Raw genomic sequence first — 15119 nt, 5'->3', positions numbered from 1 at the left:
CGCGAATGTGACACCCGGCACCGTCGCGCCGGTCGAGTGGGTAGATTGTGTGTACCGACGAGTAACCCACATCGAGGAGGCAATGATGCCCGCGCCGGAAGCCGACGTCTTCGCCCGACTGAGCGCCCTCGCGGCGATCGACGGCGCCGAGGCACGCCCCACCAGAACCATCACCGAAGTCTTCACCGGACGGCCCCTCGGCACGGTGCCGGTGGGCACGGCCGAGGACGTCGCCGACGCGTTCACCAGAGCCAGGGCCGCACAAGCGCATTGGGCGGCCCGACCCGCCGCCGAACGCGCCGCGGTGTTCGAGCGTTACCGTGCGCTCATCGTCGCCGAGCGCGAATACCTCATGGACGTCATCCAGGCCGAGACCGGCAAAGCGCGCTGGGCCGCCCAGGAAGAGGTCATGGGCCTGATGCTGGCCGCCCGCTACTTCTCGCGGGTTGCGCCGGGACTGCTCGAACCGCACAAGGTCGCCGGTGCGTTCCCGGTGCTGAACCGGGCACAGGTGCGGACCCAGCCCAAGGGCGTCGTCGGGGTGGTCGCGCCGTGGAACTACCCGCTGGTGCTGTCGATCGGCGATTCGATTCCCGCGCTGTTGGCGGGCAATGCCGTGGTGGTCAAACCCGACAGCCAGACCCCGTTCTCCTCGCTGGCCGGCGCCGAACTGCTCTACCGTGCGGGTCTGCCCCGAGATCTGCTCGCCGTGGTCACCGGGCCGGGCACCGTCGTGGGCACCGCGATCGTCGATTCCTGCGACTACCTGATGTTCACCGGCTCCTCGGCCACCGGCCAGACGCTGGCCCAGCAGTGCGGTAAGCGGCTGATCGGGTTCTCCGCGGAGCTGGGCGGTAAGAACCCGATGATCGTCACCCGCGGGGCCGACCTGGACAAGGTCGCCAAGGCCGCGGTGCGCGCCTGTTTCTCCAATGCCGGTCAGCTGTGTATCTCGATCGAACGCATCTACGTCGAACGCTCCATCGCCGAGGAGTTCACCGCCAAGTTCGTGGCGGCGACCGAAGCGGCGAAACTCGGTGTCGCCTACGACTTCTCCACCGATATGGGTTCGCTGATCTCCGAATCACAGCTGGAGACGGTGTCCAAGCATGTGGCCGATGCGATCTCCAAGGGCGCCGAAGTGCGCACCGGCGGTAAGGCCCGCCCCGACCTCGGCCCGCTGTTCTTCGAGCCGACCATCCTGTCGAAGGTCACCGACGAGATGGAATGCGGGCGCAACGAGACCTTCGGTCCGCTGGTCTCGATCTACCCCGTCGATTCCGTCGACGAGGCGGTGCGCCTGGCCAACGACACCGAATACGGCCTCAATGCCAGTGTGTGGGCGCAAAGCCCCGCCGAAGGCGAGAAGATCGCCCAGCGGCTGCGGGCGGGCACGGTCTGCGTCGACGAAGGCTACGCACCGGCCTGGGGTTCCACGGGCGCCCCGATGGGCGGTATGGGAATCTCCGGCGTCGGCCGCAGGCACGGCGCCGACGGCCTGCTGAAGTTCACCGAACCGCAGACCATCGTCGTCACCCGATTCCTGAACCTGGACCCGCCGCCGATGCTCTCGCAGGACAAATGGCAGCGATTCCTGATGACCATCGCCCGCAACCTGCGGTTCCTGCCCGGTCGTTGAACCGTCGCTTCGGTATGCCGTAGCGGGGGCGCGGCATACCGAAGCCCATGACCTCGGGAGCGCAGCTTCTCAGCCCACGCGTCGTTCCGGGCGCGCCGCGACCTCGCCGACGCCCGGACCGTCGAGTTACTCGAGGGCGACCGGTCGGCGCCGCCGCGGCTATCGTCCGCGTCGTCGCGCCGGTTTCTTGGCGCCCGCTTTTGCGCCGGTCGCTCGCGCTTTCCCGCCCGCCGGTTTCTTGGCCGCGCTCGAGGTCTTGGTGCCGCCACGCGCGGCCTTCTTCGGCTCGGCCCGCTCGGTGGACGGTGATCGGGAACTGCGTTCGGAACGGCCGCGCACCACCCCGATGAACTCCTCGACCAGTTCGGTGGTCCGGTCCGACGGCCAGGCCAGCGCGATCTCGGTCTCCGGGGCATCGGTCACGGTCCGATACACCACATCGCGGCGGGCGTGCAGCCGGGCGATCGAATGCGGCACGATGGCCACACCCACACCGGCCGCCACCAATTCGATACTGCCAGCGGCCCGATCGAGGTCGCTGGTGTCCTGCCGGATTTCCTCGGCCAGATCGGCGGTGGTGACCTCGGTGAACACCGAGATCGGATGCTCCTTCGGCACGACGACCACCGGCAGTTCCCGGTAGAGCGGGATCGCGTTCAGGCCGGCGTCGTCGATCGGACGCCGAACGAAACACATATCGACGTGACCTTCCCGCAGGGCCGTCAGCTGATCGGCCTGCGCGAGGGCGGTGAGTGTCAACGGCACATCGGGAAACCGCTCCGCCCAGATCCGCTGCCATTTCGACACCGTGACTCCCGGGACGAAACCCACCCGCAGCCCGGCGGTGTCCGGCGAGTCCGGCGCGGCCTGCTCCGCATCGGCGCGGGCGATGAGATCGGTGGCTTCACGCAGGAGCGCAGCCCCGTCCTCGGTCAGCTGCGTCGGCTGCGCGCCGGGAACGAACAGCTTGGTCCCGAGTTCGTTCTCCAACTCGATGACGGTGTGGCTGAGCTTCTGGCGGGAGATGTGCAGCGCTTTCGCCGCCCGCGCGAAATGCAATTCCTGCGCGACCGCGACGAACCAGCGCAGACGCACGATATCGATCGAAGCGAAGCGGCTCATTCGTATCAGCGTATGCGCCCGGCCCGCCGCCACCCGCGTGCGGCCGCGCCCAGTAGGATGTGTCGGTGAGCCCGGACAAGAAACCGCAGACCATGAAGCCGTTGACCGCGGCGAACAAACTCGGCATCTACCTTCCGGCGGCACCCGAGGATTTCCGCACCACGCCGATCTCGCGCGCCGAACTCGAACAGTTGCGCACCGACCCGCCCGAGTGGTTGACCGAACTGCGCCGCACCGGCCCCTTCCCGCGCGATATCACCGCGCGCAAACTCGGCGTCTCCCACAGCGGCCTGGCCCGCGCCGAGGTCTCCGACGCCCTCACCGCCGACGAGATCGCCGCCCTGCTCGCCGATCCGCCGGAATGGTTGATCCGCGAACGCGACAACTACGCCGCCGTCCAGGCCGACAACGCCCGCATCAAGGCGAAAGAAGCCGAACGCCGCGAAGCCACCAACCGTCCGGCCAAGAACCGCGGCTAGCGCGCCGTGTCGCGGCGCGCCTACCGCACCGGGCTGACGCCCGCGGCGATCACCGACGCCGCCGTGGCGTTGACCGCCGAACGCGGACTCGACGGCTGGAGCATGCGGGACCTCGCCGCCCGCCTCGACACCTCGTTATCGGTGATCTACCACCACATCGGTGATCGTGAGCGCGTCTGCGCCGCCGTCGTCGACAAGATCTACGCCGAGATGGCGTTGCCGCTCGACGACACCGATTGGCGGGCACTGCTGCACCGGGTGCTGACCGCGATGATCGACCACCTCGCGCGGTATCCGGGGGTCGCCGCGTGGCTGTTGCGCAACGGTCCGCGCACCGAACAGTTGCTTCCGGTGCTCGACGCGGGCGTGGCCCGCATGCTCGACGCGGGCTGGGGCGAGGAATCGGCCACCGCCTATTCGATCGCGTTCAACACCTGCCTCGGCCTGATCGCCCTCGACGATCAGCGTGAACTCGACGGCGAGGGCGGCGGCCTCGCCGGGCTGCGGCATCTGCTCGACACCCATCCCGATGTCGGCGTCGGCGCCGACCAGATGCGGCGCATGGTCTCCGATTTCGCGACCGCCGACGCGGACCGACGCGACAGAGTCCGGCGCGAGTACGGCCGATATGCGCTCGACCGCCTCCTCGACGGGCTGGAACTGCGTCTGGCCGAACTGCGGAAGTCGGCCGAGACCCGATAGCGGAGCCGCCGCATCCTGACCCGCCCGGCGGCAGTCCGCGGCACAGCCGGATCCCGGCCGCGACCCATCCCCTTGCACGGTCGGTCATCGCCGCTACACTCGAAATTAGAACAGTGATCTAATTTCGGAGGATGCATGAGTACCGCGGTCTCGGAGCTGCCCACGGCAGCCGAACATCCACCGGCGGCCACCGGCGCGGGGCTCGGCACCGCACTCGCGCCCGTGCGCGGCCGATTGGCGCTGGCGGCGGCGCTGCAAGTGGTGGGCGCGCTGGCCGGGTTGGCGCCGTACTTCGCCGTGGTCGGGATCGCCCGTGAACTGCTCGACGCCCCCGTCGACGCGGCCGCGGTCTGGCGTTGGGTCGCCGTCGCGGCCGTCGGATTCGTCGTGCGGACCGGCTGCGCGGCCGCCGCCTACACCATCAGCCATATCGCCGATGCCGAGGTCGCCGCGAGTCTGCGACGCGCCATGGCCGACCATCTGGGGCGCGTTCGGCTCGGTTGGTTCACCGAACGCAGTTCCGGGCGGGTCAAGCGCGCACTGACCGATGACGTCGCCGCCGTGCACCATCTGGTCGCGCACGCGATCAACGATCTGGTCGCCGCGGTGCTCACACCCGTGGTGGCGCTGGTGTATCTGTTCGTCCTGGACTGGCGGCTGGCGCTGCTGTGCCTCGCCCCATTGATCCTGTGGTTCGCGCTGACGGCCTTGATGTCGCGTGGCGAGGCGGCCAGAATGGCGCGCTGGAACGCCGAACTCGAGAAGGTCGACGCCGCGGTCATCGAATATGTCGACGGAATCGCGGTGGTGAAGGCGTTCGGGCAGGCGGGCAGCGCCAAGGATCGCTATCGCCGCGCCGGTGACGAACTGGCCCGCTTCCTCGGTGAGTGGATGGGACCGCTACACCGACTCGAGGCGATCTCCTCGGTCCTCATCTCACCGCCGGTGCTGCTGGTCGTCGCGCTGTGCGGTGGTGTGTGGCTCGGGACCGATCCGGTGGAGCTGATCGCATTCACCATGCTCGTGGTCGGGCTCGGTGCGCCGGTGCTGGCCCTCGGATTCGGTGCGCTGACCATCCAGGTCGCGCGAGCCGCGGCCGGACGGGTCGCCGAGGTGCTGGCCACGCCCGTCCTGCCGAGCGCGCCCGACTCGGTGACACCCCGCGGTACGCAGGTCGAATTCGACCGGGTCCGGTTCTCCTATGACGGCCGCGGTTACGCCGTCGACGGCGTCGATCTCAGCTTGGCGCCCGGTAGCGTCACCGCGTTGGTCGGCGCCTCCGGGTCGGGCAAATCGACGTTGGCGCGGCTGCTTCCGCGGTTCTGGGACGTCGAGGAGGGCGCCGTGCGCATCGGGGGCGTCGACGTCAGGGATATCGCCGAACAGGATCTCTACCGCATGATCGGTTTCGTCTTCCAGGAGACGTCGCTGCTGCGCACCACGATCGCCGACAACATCGCGCTCGGGCGGCCCGATGCCGCGCAGGCCACGATCGAAGCGGCGGCGCGCGCGGCCGCCGTCCACGATCGGATCACCGCCCTGCCACGCGGCTACGCCAGTGTGCTCGGCGCCGACGCGCAACTGTCCGGCGGTGAGGCGCAGCGGATCGCGATCGCGCGCGCCATCGTCGCCGACGCGCCGATTCTGGTGTTGGACGAGGCGACCGCGTTCGCCGATCCGGAATCGGAAGCGGCGGTGCAGGATGCGCTGTCGCGGTTGATCGCGGGCCGCACCCTGCTGGTGATCGCGCATCGCCTGCACACCATCCGCGGCGCCGATCGCATCGTGGTCCTCTCGCATGGGCGCGTGGTCGAAACCGGAAACCATGACGAACTACTCGCGGCCGACGGCGAATACGCACGGATGTGGGCCGCACAATCGCTGTCGAAGGAGCACGCCCGATGATCGGCAAACTGTTTCACCTGATCGACCCCGGTGACCGGCCGCGTTTCCTGCGCTGGGTCGCCGCGATGGTGGCGTTCGCGGTGGTGCAGGGACTGTGCGTGCTGCTGCTCGTCCCGGTGCTGCGCCCACTGTTGCACGGCGATTCCGACGCGGCGCTGCCCTGGCTCACCGTGTTGCTGATCGCCACCGTGGTGGCGAGCGCGGTGTACTACTGGCAGGCCAGGCTCGGCCAGCGCATCGCCGATGATCTGCTGCTCGGACTGCATCACCGGGTGGCCGACCAGTTGGCCCGGTTGCCGCTGGGCTGGTTCGACACCGACCGCACCGGACGGCTCACCCACGCCATGTCCCAGGGCACGACGAACATCATCGCGGTGCCCGCCCATCTCATGCAGCCGGTCATCGCCGCCGTGGCCACCCCCGTGGTGGTCGCCCTCGGTATGTTCGCCTTCGATCCCCGGCTCGCGGCGGCGCTGCTGGCCGCGGGTCTGGTCTTGTTCGCCGCGCACACCTGGGCACAGCGCGCGATCACCCGCAGCTTCGGCGCCATCGATGACGCCGAGGTCGAAGCGGCGGGCCGGGTCGTGGAATTCGCGCAGCGGCAGCCGGTCCTGCGGGCCTTCGGCCGCACCGGCGCCGATCACCGGCTCCTCGACGACGCGCTCACCGGGCAGCGACGCGCATACGGTGCGATGAACCGCAACGCCGTCGCCTCGCTGGTGGCCTTCTCGACCGCGGTGCAGGCGGTGTTCGTGGTGCTCATCGCCCTCGGTGTGCTGCTCGCGCTCGACGGTTCGCTCGATGCCGCCGAACTGATCGCGCTGCTGGTTCTGATGACTCGTTTCGCCGGACCGTTGATCGAACTCGTCGACCATTCGGCCGCACTGCGGACGGCATCGGAAGCCATCGACCGGATCGATGAGGTCCGCAGGGTCCGGCCGCTGCCCGAAGGTTCGGTGCGGTATCCGGTCCGGCCGGGGCAGGTGAGCTTCCGTGGCGTCGGATTCGGGTACGGGGAACGTCAGGTGCTGCGGGAGGTGGACTTCACCGCCGAGCCGGGCACGGTGACCGCGATCGTCGGCCCCTCGGGCGGCGGGAAGACCACCATATTGCGGCTGGTGGCGCGGTTCTGGGACACCGGCGCCGGTGCCGTCGATGTGGGCGGGGTCGATGTGCGTGAGCTGACGACCGAGGCGCTGATGGCGCAGCTGGCCATGGTGTTCCAGGATGTGTACCTGTTCGACGACACGATCGAGGCGAATATCCGGATCGGCCGACCCGAGGCCACCACCGCGGAGATCCGGGCGGCCGCGCGGCTGGCCCGCGTCGACGAGATCGTCGACCGCCTGCCCGACGGCTGGAACTCGCGCGTCGGCGAGGGCGGGGTGAGCCTGTCGGGCGGCGAACGTCAGCGTGTCTCGATCGCCAGAGCGTTGGTCACACAGGCGCCCATCGTGCTGTTCGACGAGGCGACCGCCGCGCTCGACCCGGAGAACGAGGCCGCGATCACCGATGCGATGCGCGCCTTCGCCGCCGACCGCACCCTGCTGGTGGTGGCCCACCGCCTGCACACCATCGCATCCGCCGATCAGATCCTCGTGCTCGACGAGGGGCGGATCGTGCAGCGCGGCACGCACGACGAGCTGATCGCGCGGCCCGGCAAGTACGCCGAGTTCTGGCGCGAACGCGAGCGCGCGCAGGGGTGGCGATTGATCGGGTAGTGGGGTGACCAGCTGTCGCGTGCGGCTATTTGGTGACGAAAATGCCTGCCACGTCGGCGTTCTTGATCGGGGTCTCCGCATTGCGTTGCGCGCCGCACAGCAGGTCGACCTGGATGATGGTGGCGTCGACGGCGGTGCCCGCTGGCTCGGAATCGATACCGGAGTTCTGCTTGATGAACTTGGTGATCGTCATCCGCTTGGTGTCGGGGTCCTGCTGCACGTACTCCCGGCACGGGGTGTCGCCACCGCTGTTGAGCGCGCGTTCGATGTCGTTGCAGCCGACCAGCAACAGCGCGGCGGCCGCGCCCACACAGGCGAGGCCGGTCCGTGCGATGGTGGCGTTCATTGTGGTCCTCCTGGTCGGCTCGCCGGGCCTCATCGCCCGGCCGTCGGCTACAGCTTAGGTGGCGCCGGTGCTCAACCGGCGAACACACGGAGTGGGACGTTCATCTCAGCCGGGGTCAGCGAACCGTGATGGCCGGGCAGCGCCGATTGCAGCGGTTCGGCATCGGTACGCACCACGCCACCGGTATCGCGGGCCACCACCACGAGATCGCCGATGCGGTCGTAGACCCGCGGCGATACCGTGGGGCCGAACCAGCCGCGGTCGATCACCTCATCGCGGGCCAACACCTGGAAGCCGGTGCCGAGCGTCTCGCTCCAGGCGGACCGCACCTGCTCGGTCGCGCCGTCGGCGGTGTACACATGGCGTGCGCGCGGTTCACCGCCGAGCCGCTGCACGCCCGCACGCAGATCGGCCGCACTGTCGAAATCGACGCGTGTGCCGAGTTCCACCATGCCGTGATCGGCGGTGACGATCAGCGCCGAACCGGCGGGCATACGTTCGGCGATATCGGCGGCGATCCGATCGACGTGCGCGAGTTCGAGCAACCACGCCTCCGAGGACGGGCCGCGTACGTGCCCGGTGGTGTCGAGGTCCCCGTGGTAGGCGTACACCAGGGAGCGCGCGGCGGTCAGCGCCTGCACCGTACCGGCCACCAGATCGCCGATGGAGACATTGGGCCGGAACTCGCATCCGCGCAGCACCGCCCGCGTCAACCCGGAACCCGCCTGATATCGGGGCGCCACCTGCGTCACGGTGATGCCGTGCGCGGCAGCGCGTTCGAAGACCGTCGCACCGGGCTGGAACTCCTCGGGCACCAGCTCCTCGAGCAGATCGCCCTTGTGCCGCGCGCCGAACAGGCGCCAGCCCAGCGGATCGAACAACCGCTCCTGCCCCGGCACCCGCAGCAGATAGCCGACGATGCCGTGCTCGCCGGGCGGCACTCCGGCGCCGAGAGAACTCACGCTGGTCGCGGTCGTCGTCGGGAAACCGGCCGTCAGCACCCCGGGCGCCAGGCTCGACAGGAACGGTGCCACCTCGGCGTGCGCCGCCAGCGCCTCCGCGCCCAGCCCATCGATCAGCAGTACGCACACCCGGTCGACGCCGAGCCCGAGGCCGAGCCGATCGTGCTCGGCCGGTACGCCGAATCCGGCGAGCACGGAGGGGAAGAGATCGGACAGGGAACCCGTTCCGTAACGGGGCGCGACGAACACGTGCCCAAGAATGCGTGCCGGAACCAGCGGACGCAAGCTCCGCAGCGCTGATGGCGGAATTACCTCGGCGGCAAACCTCGGTGGACCGGACGAACACCCCGGGGCTCTCGTGCCCCTGCGCCGGGGCTACCGCCCTGGTAGACAAGAACAGTGACTGCGCAGCGTGAGTTCCGGTTCGGTGTGAACATGGTTGTCCCGGAGTCGAGGCAGGCGTGGATCGCCAAATGCCGTCGGGCCGAGGCGCAGGGTTATGACGTGGTCGGGGTGGCCGACCATCTCGGCCTGCCGGCGCCGTTTCCGTCGATGGTGCTCGCCGCCGAGGCCACCGAACGCGTCCGGCTCAACACTTTCGTGCTGAACACGCCGTTCTACAACCCGGTGCTGTTGGCCCGCGATGTGGCGGGTGTCGACCAGTTCACCGATGGGCGGGTGGAGTTGGGACTCGGCGCCGGTTATGTGCGGGCCGAGTTCGAGGCGGCGGGTATCCCGTTCGGCAGCGGCGGTCAGCGGGTAGCGCAGCTGGAGAACACGGTCGCCACGCTGCGCACACTGTTCGCCGACCCCGAGTATCAGCCGCGTCCGGTGCAGCCGGGCGGCCCGCCGCTGCTCATCGCGGGCTGGGGCGATCGGCTGCTGAAGCTCGCCGCCACCCATGCCGACGTGGTGGCGTTCACCGGTGCGGCGGCGCGGCGCGACGGGCCCTTGCAGTTGGCGGGTGTGGCGGACACCGTCGAGCGGGTCGAATATGTGCGAAAGCTGCTGGGGGAGCGCGTCACCGACGTCGAACTCAATATCCTCGTCCAAGTGGTGGCCGGGCCGAGTGAACGCGCCGCCGCCCTCGAGAAGGTCGCTTCGCTGCTGCCCGACGAAGCAGCGGATGAACTGCCGACGCTGCTGTTCGGCACCCCTGCCGAGATGGCCGCGCGTCTGCGTGAGCGGCGCGAGCGTTTCGGCCTGACCTACATCACCGTGCTCGAACCGGATATGGACGCGTTCGCACCGGTGATCGAGCAGCTGCGCTGAACGATCGGAGCGGTCAGGCGGGGTTACGCCACAGCAGCGTGTAGCGCCACAGCAGCCTGCGTCTGATCCGCGCACCCGGCAGCAGGTCGGCGGCGGCCGCCCGGATCTCGGCCAACGTGTCCTCGGGATCGCGCAGGGCGCAGCCCGGGTCGGTGGTGCCGCCGCGCCGCTTGTCGATGGCCCAGATCGCGGGCAGCAACGGCAGATACCCGGCGTCGGTGCGCGGGCTCATCTTCCACAATCCCACCACGGCCAATGTGCCGCCGGGCGCCACGAGATCACGTAGCGCCGCCATTCCTTCGGCCAGCGGCACATGATGCAGGGTCGCCACCGCCGTCACCACATCGAAGGTCTGGTTCAGCTCCCGAAAATCGGCCTGAGCGAGACGAACATTCGCCGCAACGGTGGCCCCGGCGATGATCTGCGCATCCACGTCGACGCCGAGCACGGACTCACAGCGGGTGGCGAGTTTGCTCGCCAACAGACCGTCCCCACAGCCGACATCGAGCGCCGTCCGCGCCGCCTCGGGCACCTGCGCGATCAGCCAGGGATGGTAGTGGGTGTTGTGATTCCAGTACGGATCTGTGCTCACCCGATCCACGGTACGGGGTTGCCCGTCAACAGATCTCGCCGTGACTACGCCGCGCTGCCACCATTGACCTGACTCGCCCTGGCCTGACTCGGCCCGACCCGCCCGGTCCGGCTGACTCGACTCGACCCGGCCTGACCAAGCCCAACCTGACTCGGCCTGGCCCTACCTCATCGTCGCCGACACCTGCGCCCGCACTCGACAGCGACTCGATGGTCAGGGGCGAGTCCGCGCGCACGGACGAGCGGGCGCGTCCGATACGCCGTCGAACCCGGCAAACCACTCCGGGAACGTGGTGAGATCGGCGAGTACGACATCGGCCCCCGCCGCCCACAGCTCCTCGGCCGTGCAGGGCCCGGTCACGACCCCGACCCCGTACGCGCCCGCGGCGCGGGCTCCGCGCATATCCCCGGCGTGATCGCCCACGAAGATCCGCGCACCGTGCTCTCGCAGCGCCGCGGCCTTGCCCTCCGACCACAGCTCACCGGCGACGATGTCGACGGGCCAGCCGAGATGACCGACGTGCAGTTCGGCATGCGGCTGGTACTTACCGGTGACCACCAGCAGCCGACCACCCGCGTCGGCGACCGCATCGATCGCGGCGTCGGCGCCCGCCATCGCCGGGACCTCCGCGATGACCTCGGGATACAGCTCCCGATACCGGGCCACCAGCTCCGGGATCAGCGCTTCGGGCGCACCGGCATCGGCGAGGATCATCGCCAGCGGCGGCCCGAGTCGCTCGGCTAGTTCGCTACCACGCAGTTCCAGGCCGTAGTCGGCGGCAACGACGTCGATCGCACGTGCGACACCGCGTCGCGAGTCGATGAGGGTCATATCGAGGTCGAAGCCGACGGTCCAGGTCACCGTTCGACCATATCGAGTGCGAGTGGACCGGCCGCCACCGCAGGACCGGGGTTCACGCGTTCAGGGTCGTCGACCGCTCGGTACCGGTGGCCCGCAGCAGATCGAGCGCCGTCGCCTCGGGGGTGCCAGGAGCAGCGGTACACGGCTACTGCCTGGTCGGTGCTGATCGTTTCGGCGAAGCCCGCGGTGTCGGCGGGTGACAACGGGTCCGAAGGTTCCCGCCCACCGGGACGGGTTCTGGGGGCCCTGCCGAGCCGATCTTAGTGTGACTCCGGCCACTCGGTGTGGCCTGACCCATATGCACGAGGGAGTCCCTATGAATCTGATGAAGTCTCGCCTGTTCGCGATGATCGCAGCGATCATCGCGGCGGTGGCGCTCATGGCAGCCGGAGCAGGTAGCGCGGCCGCAGCGCCGAAGACCGGTGAAATGTTTCTCACCTTTGTCCGCCACGGCGAATCGGCCGGCAACAATTCCGGTCTGATCGACACTTCTGTTCCGGGACCCCAGCTGACCGAGAAGGGGCGGGCGCAAGCCGCTGCGGTATCCCAGCTGCTGGCCGATTGCAAGTTCGACGGCGTGTACGCATCGACGATGGTTCGGACCCAACAGACGGCGGAGCCGACCTCGCAGCTGTGTGGTCTTTCAACAGTCGTCGAAGAGGGACTGCACGAGATCGAGGCCGGCATCTACGAGGGCACACCGGAGAAAGACGCGCGAGACGGTTACTTGGCCGCACCGATCCAGTGGTTGCAGGGCAACCTGGACGCCCGGATCCCCGGCTCGATCAACGGCCACGAGTTCAAGAAGCGCATGGACGATTCCATCCAGGACATCCAGGACCGCGGCAGCAAGCGTGCGGTGATCTTTTCCCATGGCGGCGCCATCATGTTCTGGGCACTCATGTCGGTCTCCAATCCCGATATGAGCAAGCTGCAATCCGACCCGCTGCACAACACCGGCCAGGTGGTCGTGAAGGGCAGCCCGGCGAAAGGCTGGAAGCTCGTCTCGTGGGACGGCCATCCCGCCGCCTGAACGCGCCATCTCGTCGGCCCCACGGTCCGTGTCGGCAGTGAGCTGATGAGCAACTGATCGACGGATGCGACGCGTCAGGGCATGGGCCGCTGCCAGCAGTGCCGGGCGGCCCATGCCCTGACGATGACGGTGTGCCTCCGCGGCACTCGAAAACGTCATGCGTACTACCGACTTTCCGCAACCGCGGGGTCGTGCGCCCGACCACGCCGGCAGCCCGCCCATTGAGCGCCGGAGACCACGTTGCCATGGATCGACGCGTCATGTCGGCGTCGTGAGAGGCGAATCCGCCTGGGGGAGTGGTGATTCACGTGGAACCCGCCGTGCACCGGCTGCCAGCGGTGCCCAGCGGCGCGATCGGGCATATGGTGCAGGATGGCAGCGACTGCCGATATCGGTGGGCGATCGGGGCTCGAGATCACGGTTTGCGCAGGTGATCTGCGATTTCGCCCCCAGTTGTGGCTTCGGCCGAGGGTGACGGTGCGACAGGCGTGAGATCTCAGGGACGAACCGCCCGGTCTGCAAGACAGCGGCTTTCGCGACCAGGCAGCCGATGCCAGCGTGCACCGGCTGCCATTCGGGGCCTGTCAGCTACTGGCGGACGCGGCGAACGGCGTCCCCACCGGTGCGTGCTGGCGCCGATGCGGATGACGCCACAGCCCTTTGCGCTCCAGGATCGGCAGCACCCCTTCGCCGAACCAGTACGCCTCTTCCAGATGCGGGTAGCCGGACAGGATGAAGTGGTCGATGCCGAGCTTGGCGTACTCGGCGATCCGCTCGGCCACCTCGGCGTGCGAGCCGACCAGTGCGGTTCCCGCACCACCGCGCACCAGGCCGACACCGGCCCACAGATTGGGTGCGATCTCGAGCCGGTCGGTGCGCCCACCGTGCAGTTCGAGCATCCGCCGCTGCCCTTCGGACTCGCTGCGCGCCAGTCCGGCCTGTACCCGCTCGACGTCGGCGGGATCGATACCGGCCAGCAGCCGATCCGCCTCGGCCCAGGCCTCCTCGGAGGTATCGCGGCTGATCACGTGAATGCGCAACCCGAAATCGAGCGTGCGCCCGCGTTCGGCGGCCAGACCGCGAATCCAGTCGAGCTTGCGGTTCACCGCGAGCAGCGGCTCACCCCAAGTGAGATAGGTGTCGGCGTAACGCGCGGCGACCGGGCCCGCGGGTTCGGAGGATCCGCCGAAGAAGATCGGCGGCACCGGATCGGGGCGATTGTTCAGCAGCGCCTCGCGCACCTGGATGTGCTCGCCGTCGAAGCTGACCGGTTCGGTCGAGGTCCACAGCTGCCGCACCACATCGAGGAATTCCCCGGTCCTGGCGTAGCGCTGGGTCTTGTCGAGGAAATCGCCGTAGGCCTGCTGTTCGTGCGGTTCACCGCCGGTCACCACGTTCAACAGCAACCGGCCACGCGAATGGCGCTGGAACGTGCCCGCCATCTGCGCGGCGAGGGTGGGACTGATCAGCCCGGGGCGGAACGCGACCAGGAACTTCAACGTCTCGGTGGTGTCGACGAGCATGGCGGTGGTCAGCCAGGCGTCCTCGCACCAGGCGCCCGTCGGGGTCAGCACGGCCTCGAAACCGTTGTCCTCGGCGGCGGCGCCGATCTGATTCAGATAGCGCAGACTTGCGGGCCGGTCACCGGACATGGCGGTACCGTGACCGCCCGCGATGAGGCCGCGGGAGTCGCCGTAGGTGGGCAGGAACCAATGAAACGACAGGCTCATCCGCTCATCCTCGGACGCGCGGCCCGGCCCGGTCACGGGTTGAAACCAGCGCGGTTTTAATCCGGCTGCACGATGCTGACATAGGCGGCCAGACCGCCGAACAGTCCAGCCGTGTGCTCGATGATCTGCTCGGCGTCGAAATCCAGTTCACCCTCGAGCCAGCGCCGCAGCACCTCGAACATCCCGCCGACCGCCAGCGTCGCCCCCAGACCCGCCACTGCGAGAGTGCGCTGCTCCAGGTGCAGATACCGCTGGGCGTGGGCGACCACCAGATCGGTGAACCGGGTCATGATCTCCGCGCGCAACTGGCGCATGACCGGTTCGGCGGTGGATTCGATGAACAGGATCCGGGCCATGCGCGGGTCCTTGTCGATCATCCGGACGAACGCGCCGACGGTCGCGCGGGCGACCTCGTCGGGGGCGGCGTCGTCCTCGGGTGCGGCGAGTTCGACCTCGCGTCGCAGCATCGATTCCAGTTCCACCGCGACCGCGCTCAGTAGCGCGTCGCGGTCGGCGAAGTGCTGATAGAAGTACCGCGAGGTCAGCTTCGCCTCGGCGCAGACCGCGGTGACGGTGGTCTCGGCCGCGCCGCGGGTGCCGAGTAGCTCGGTGGCGGCCTCGATCAGCCGGGTACGACGCTGATCGTGTCGCTGTTCGGCGGTCAGGCCTCCGTAGACGCGCGGTGGACTCACGGCCAACAGTCTGTCATGATTCGAGTCATCTGACTACGCTTAAAGTCAGATGGAACTCGGTCG

The 15119-nt window shown here is 68.8% G+C and carries 14 protein-coding genes; 7 read left to right on the top strand and 7 right to left on the bottom strand.

Annotated features, from left to right (window positions below):
- Positions 1–85: 85 nt before the first annotated feature.
- Complete coding sequence (locus QH168_RS23335; RefSeq protein WP_280236920.1) at positions 86–1639, top strand: succinic semialdehyde dehydrogenase; 1554 nt, start codon at positions 86–88, stop codon at positions 1637–1639.
- Positions 1640–1798: 159 nt separating this feature from the next.
- Here QH168_RS23335 and QH168_RS23330 read toward each other — a convergent pair whose 3' ends face one another.
- Positions 1799–2761, bottom strand: coding sequence for a LysR family transcriptional regulator (locus tag QH168_RS23330; RefSeq protein ID WP_280236919.1), 963 nt, complete (start codon positions 2759–2761; stop codon positions 1799–1801).
- A gap of 65 nt (positions 2762–2826) precedes the next feature.
- Here QH168_RS23330 and QH168_RS23325 point away from each other — a divergent pair, with 65 nt between their 5' ends.
- The 4 genes from QH168_RS23325 to QH168_RS23310 all read left to right on the top strand — a co-directional run bounded on the left by QH168_RS23325 (position 2827) and on the right by QH168_RS23310 (position 7568).
- Positions 2827–3240 carry a DUF5997 family protein gene (locus tag QH168_RS23325; RefSeq protein ID WP_280236918.1) on the top strand — a complete coding sequence of 138 codons (414 nt, stop codon included), beginning with the start codon at positions 2827–2829 and terminating at the stop codon, positions 3238–3240.
- 6 nt (positions 3241–3246) lie between these two features.
- The gene (locus QH168_RS23320) at positions 3247–3942 is read left to right on the top strand and encodes a TetR/AcrR family transcriptional regulator (protein WP_280236917.1); all 696 of its coding nucleotides are present in this window, start codon (positions 3247–3249) and stop codon (positions 3940–3942) included.
- A gap of 135 nt (positions 3943–4077) precedes the next feature.
- Positions 4078–5847 carry an ABC transporter ATP-binding protein gene (locus QH168_RS23315; protein ID WP_280236916.1) on the top strand — a complete coding sequence of 590 codons (1770 nt, stop codon included), beginning with the start codon at positions 4078–4080 and terminating at the stop codon, positions 5845–5847.
- The gene (locus QH168_RS23310) at positions 5844–7568 is read left to right on the top strand and encodes an ABC transporter ATP-binding protein (protein WP_280236915.1); all 1725 of its coding nucleotides are present in this window, start codon (positions 5844–5846) and stop codon (positions 7566–7568) included. Before QH168_RS23315 ends, QH168_RS23310 begins: the two co-directional genes overlap by 4 nt.
- A gap of 25 nt (positions 7569–7593) precedes the next feature.
- Here the strand turns inward: QH168_RS23310 and QH168_RS23305 are convergent, their stop codons facing one another.
- Positions 7594–7914, bottom strand: a complete 321-nt coding sequence (locus QH168_RS23305) for a hypothetical protein (RefSeq protein WP_280236914.1) — start codon at positions 7912–7914, stop codon at positions 7594–7596.
- A gap of 71 nt (positions 7915–7985) precedes the next feature.
- On the bottom strand, positions 7986–9125 hold the full coding sequence (locus QH168_RS23300) for an alkaline phosphatase family protein (protein ID WP_280236913.1): 1140 nt from the start codon (positions 9123–9125) through the stop codon (positions 7986–7988).
- Between the two features lie 150 nt (positions 9126–9275).
- Here QH168_RS23300 and QH168_RS23295 point away from each other — a divergent pair, with 150 nt between their 5' ends.
- Complete coding sequence (locus tag QH168_RS23295; protein ID WP_280236912.1) at positions 9276–10148, top strand: TIGR03621 family F420-dependent LLM class oxidoreductase; 873 nt, start codon at positions 9276–9278, stop codon at positions 10146–10148.
- 13 nt (positions 10149–10161) lie between these two features.
- Here the strand turns inward: QH168_RS23295 and QH168_RS23290 are convergent, their stop codons facing one another.
- Both QH168_RS23290 and QH168_RS23285 read right to left on the bottom strand, forming a co-directional pair.
- Positions 10162–10740, bottom strand: coding sequence for a class I SAM-dependent methyltransferase (locus QH168_RS23290; RefSeq protein WP_280236911.1), 579 nt, complete (start codon positions 10738–10740; stop codon positions 10162–10164).
- Between the two features lie 213 nt (positions 10741–10953).
- Complete coding sequence (locus QH168_RS23285; RefSeq protein WP_280236910.1) at positions 10954–11601, bottom strand: HAD family hydrolase; 648 nt, start codon at positions 11599–11601, stop codon at positions 10954–10956.
- 316 nt (positions 11602–11917) lie between these two features.
- Between QH168_RS23285 and QH168_RS23280 the strand changes: the two genes are divergently transcribed.
- Entirely contained in the window at positions 11918–12634 is a 717-nt protein-coding gene (locus QH168_RS23280; protein WP_280236909.1) for a histidine phosphatase family protein, read from the top strand.
- 584 nt (positions 12635–13218) lie between these two features.
- Here the strand turns inward: QH168_RS23280 and QH168_RS23275 are convergent.
- Both QH168_RS23275 and QH168_RS23270 read right to left on the bottom strand, forming a co-directional pair.
- Entirely contained in the window at positions 13219–14364 is a 1146-nt protein-coding gene (locus QH168_RS23275) for an LLM class flavin-dependent oxidoreductase (protein WP_280236908.1), read from the bottom strand.
- Between the two features lie 56 nt (positions 14365–14420).
- Positions 14421–15056 (bottom strand): TetR/AcrR family transcriptional regulator, encoded by a 636-nt coding sequence (locus QH168_RS23270; protein ID WP_280236907.1) that lies wholly within the window; start codon positions 15054–15056, stop codon positions 14421–14423.
- Between the last annotated feature and the right edge of the window lie 63 nt (positions 15057–15119).

It is taken from the genome of Nocardia cyriacigeorgica (assembly GCF_029868385.1).
GTDB classification, from domain to species: domain Bacteria; phylum Actinomycetota; class Actinomycetes; order Mycobacteriales; family Mycobacteriaceae; genus Nocardia; species Nocardia cyriacigeorgica_F.
This window is presented reverse-complemented; position numbering and strand designations above follow the sequence as displayed.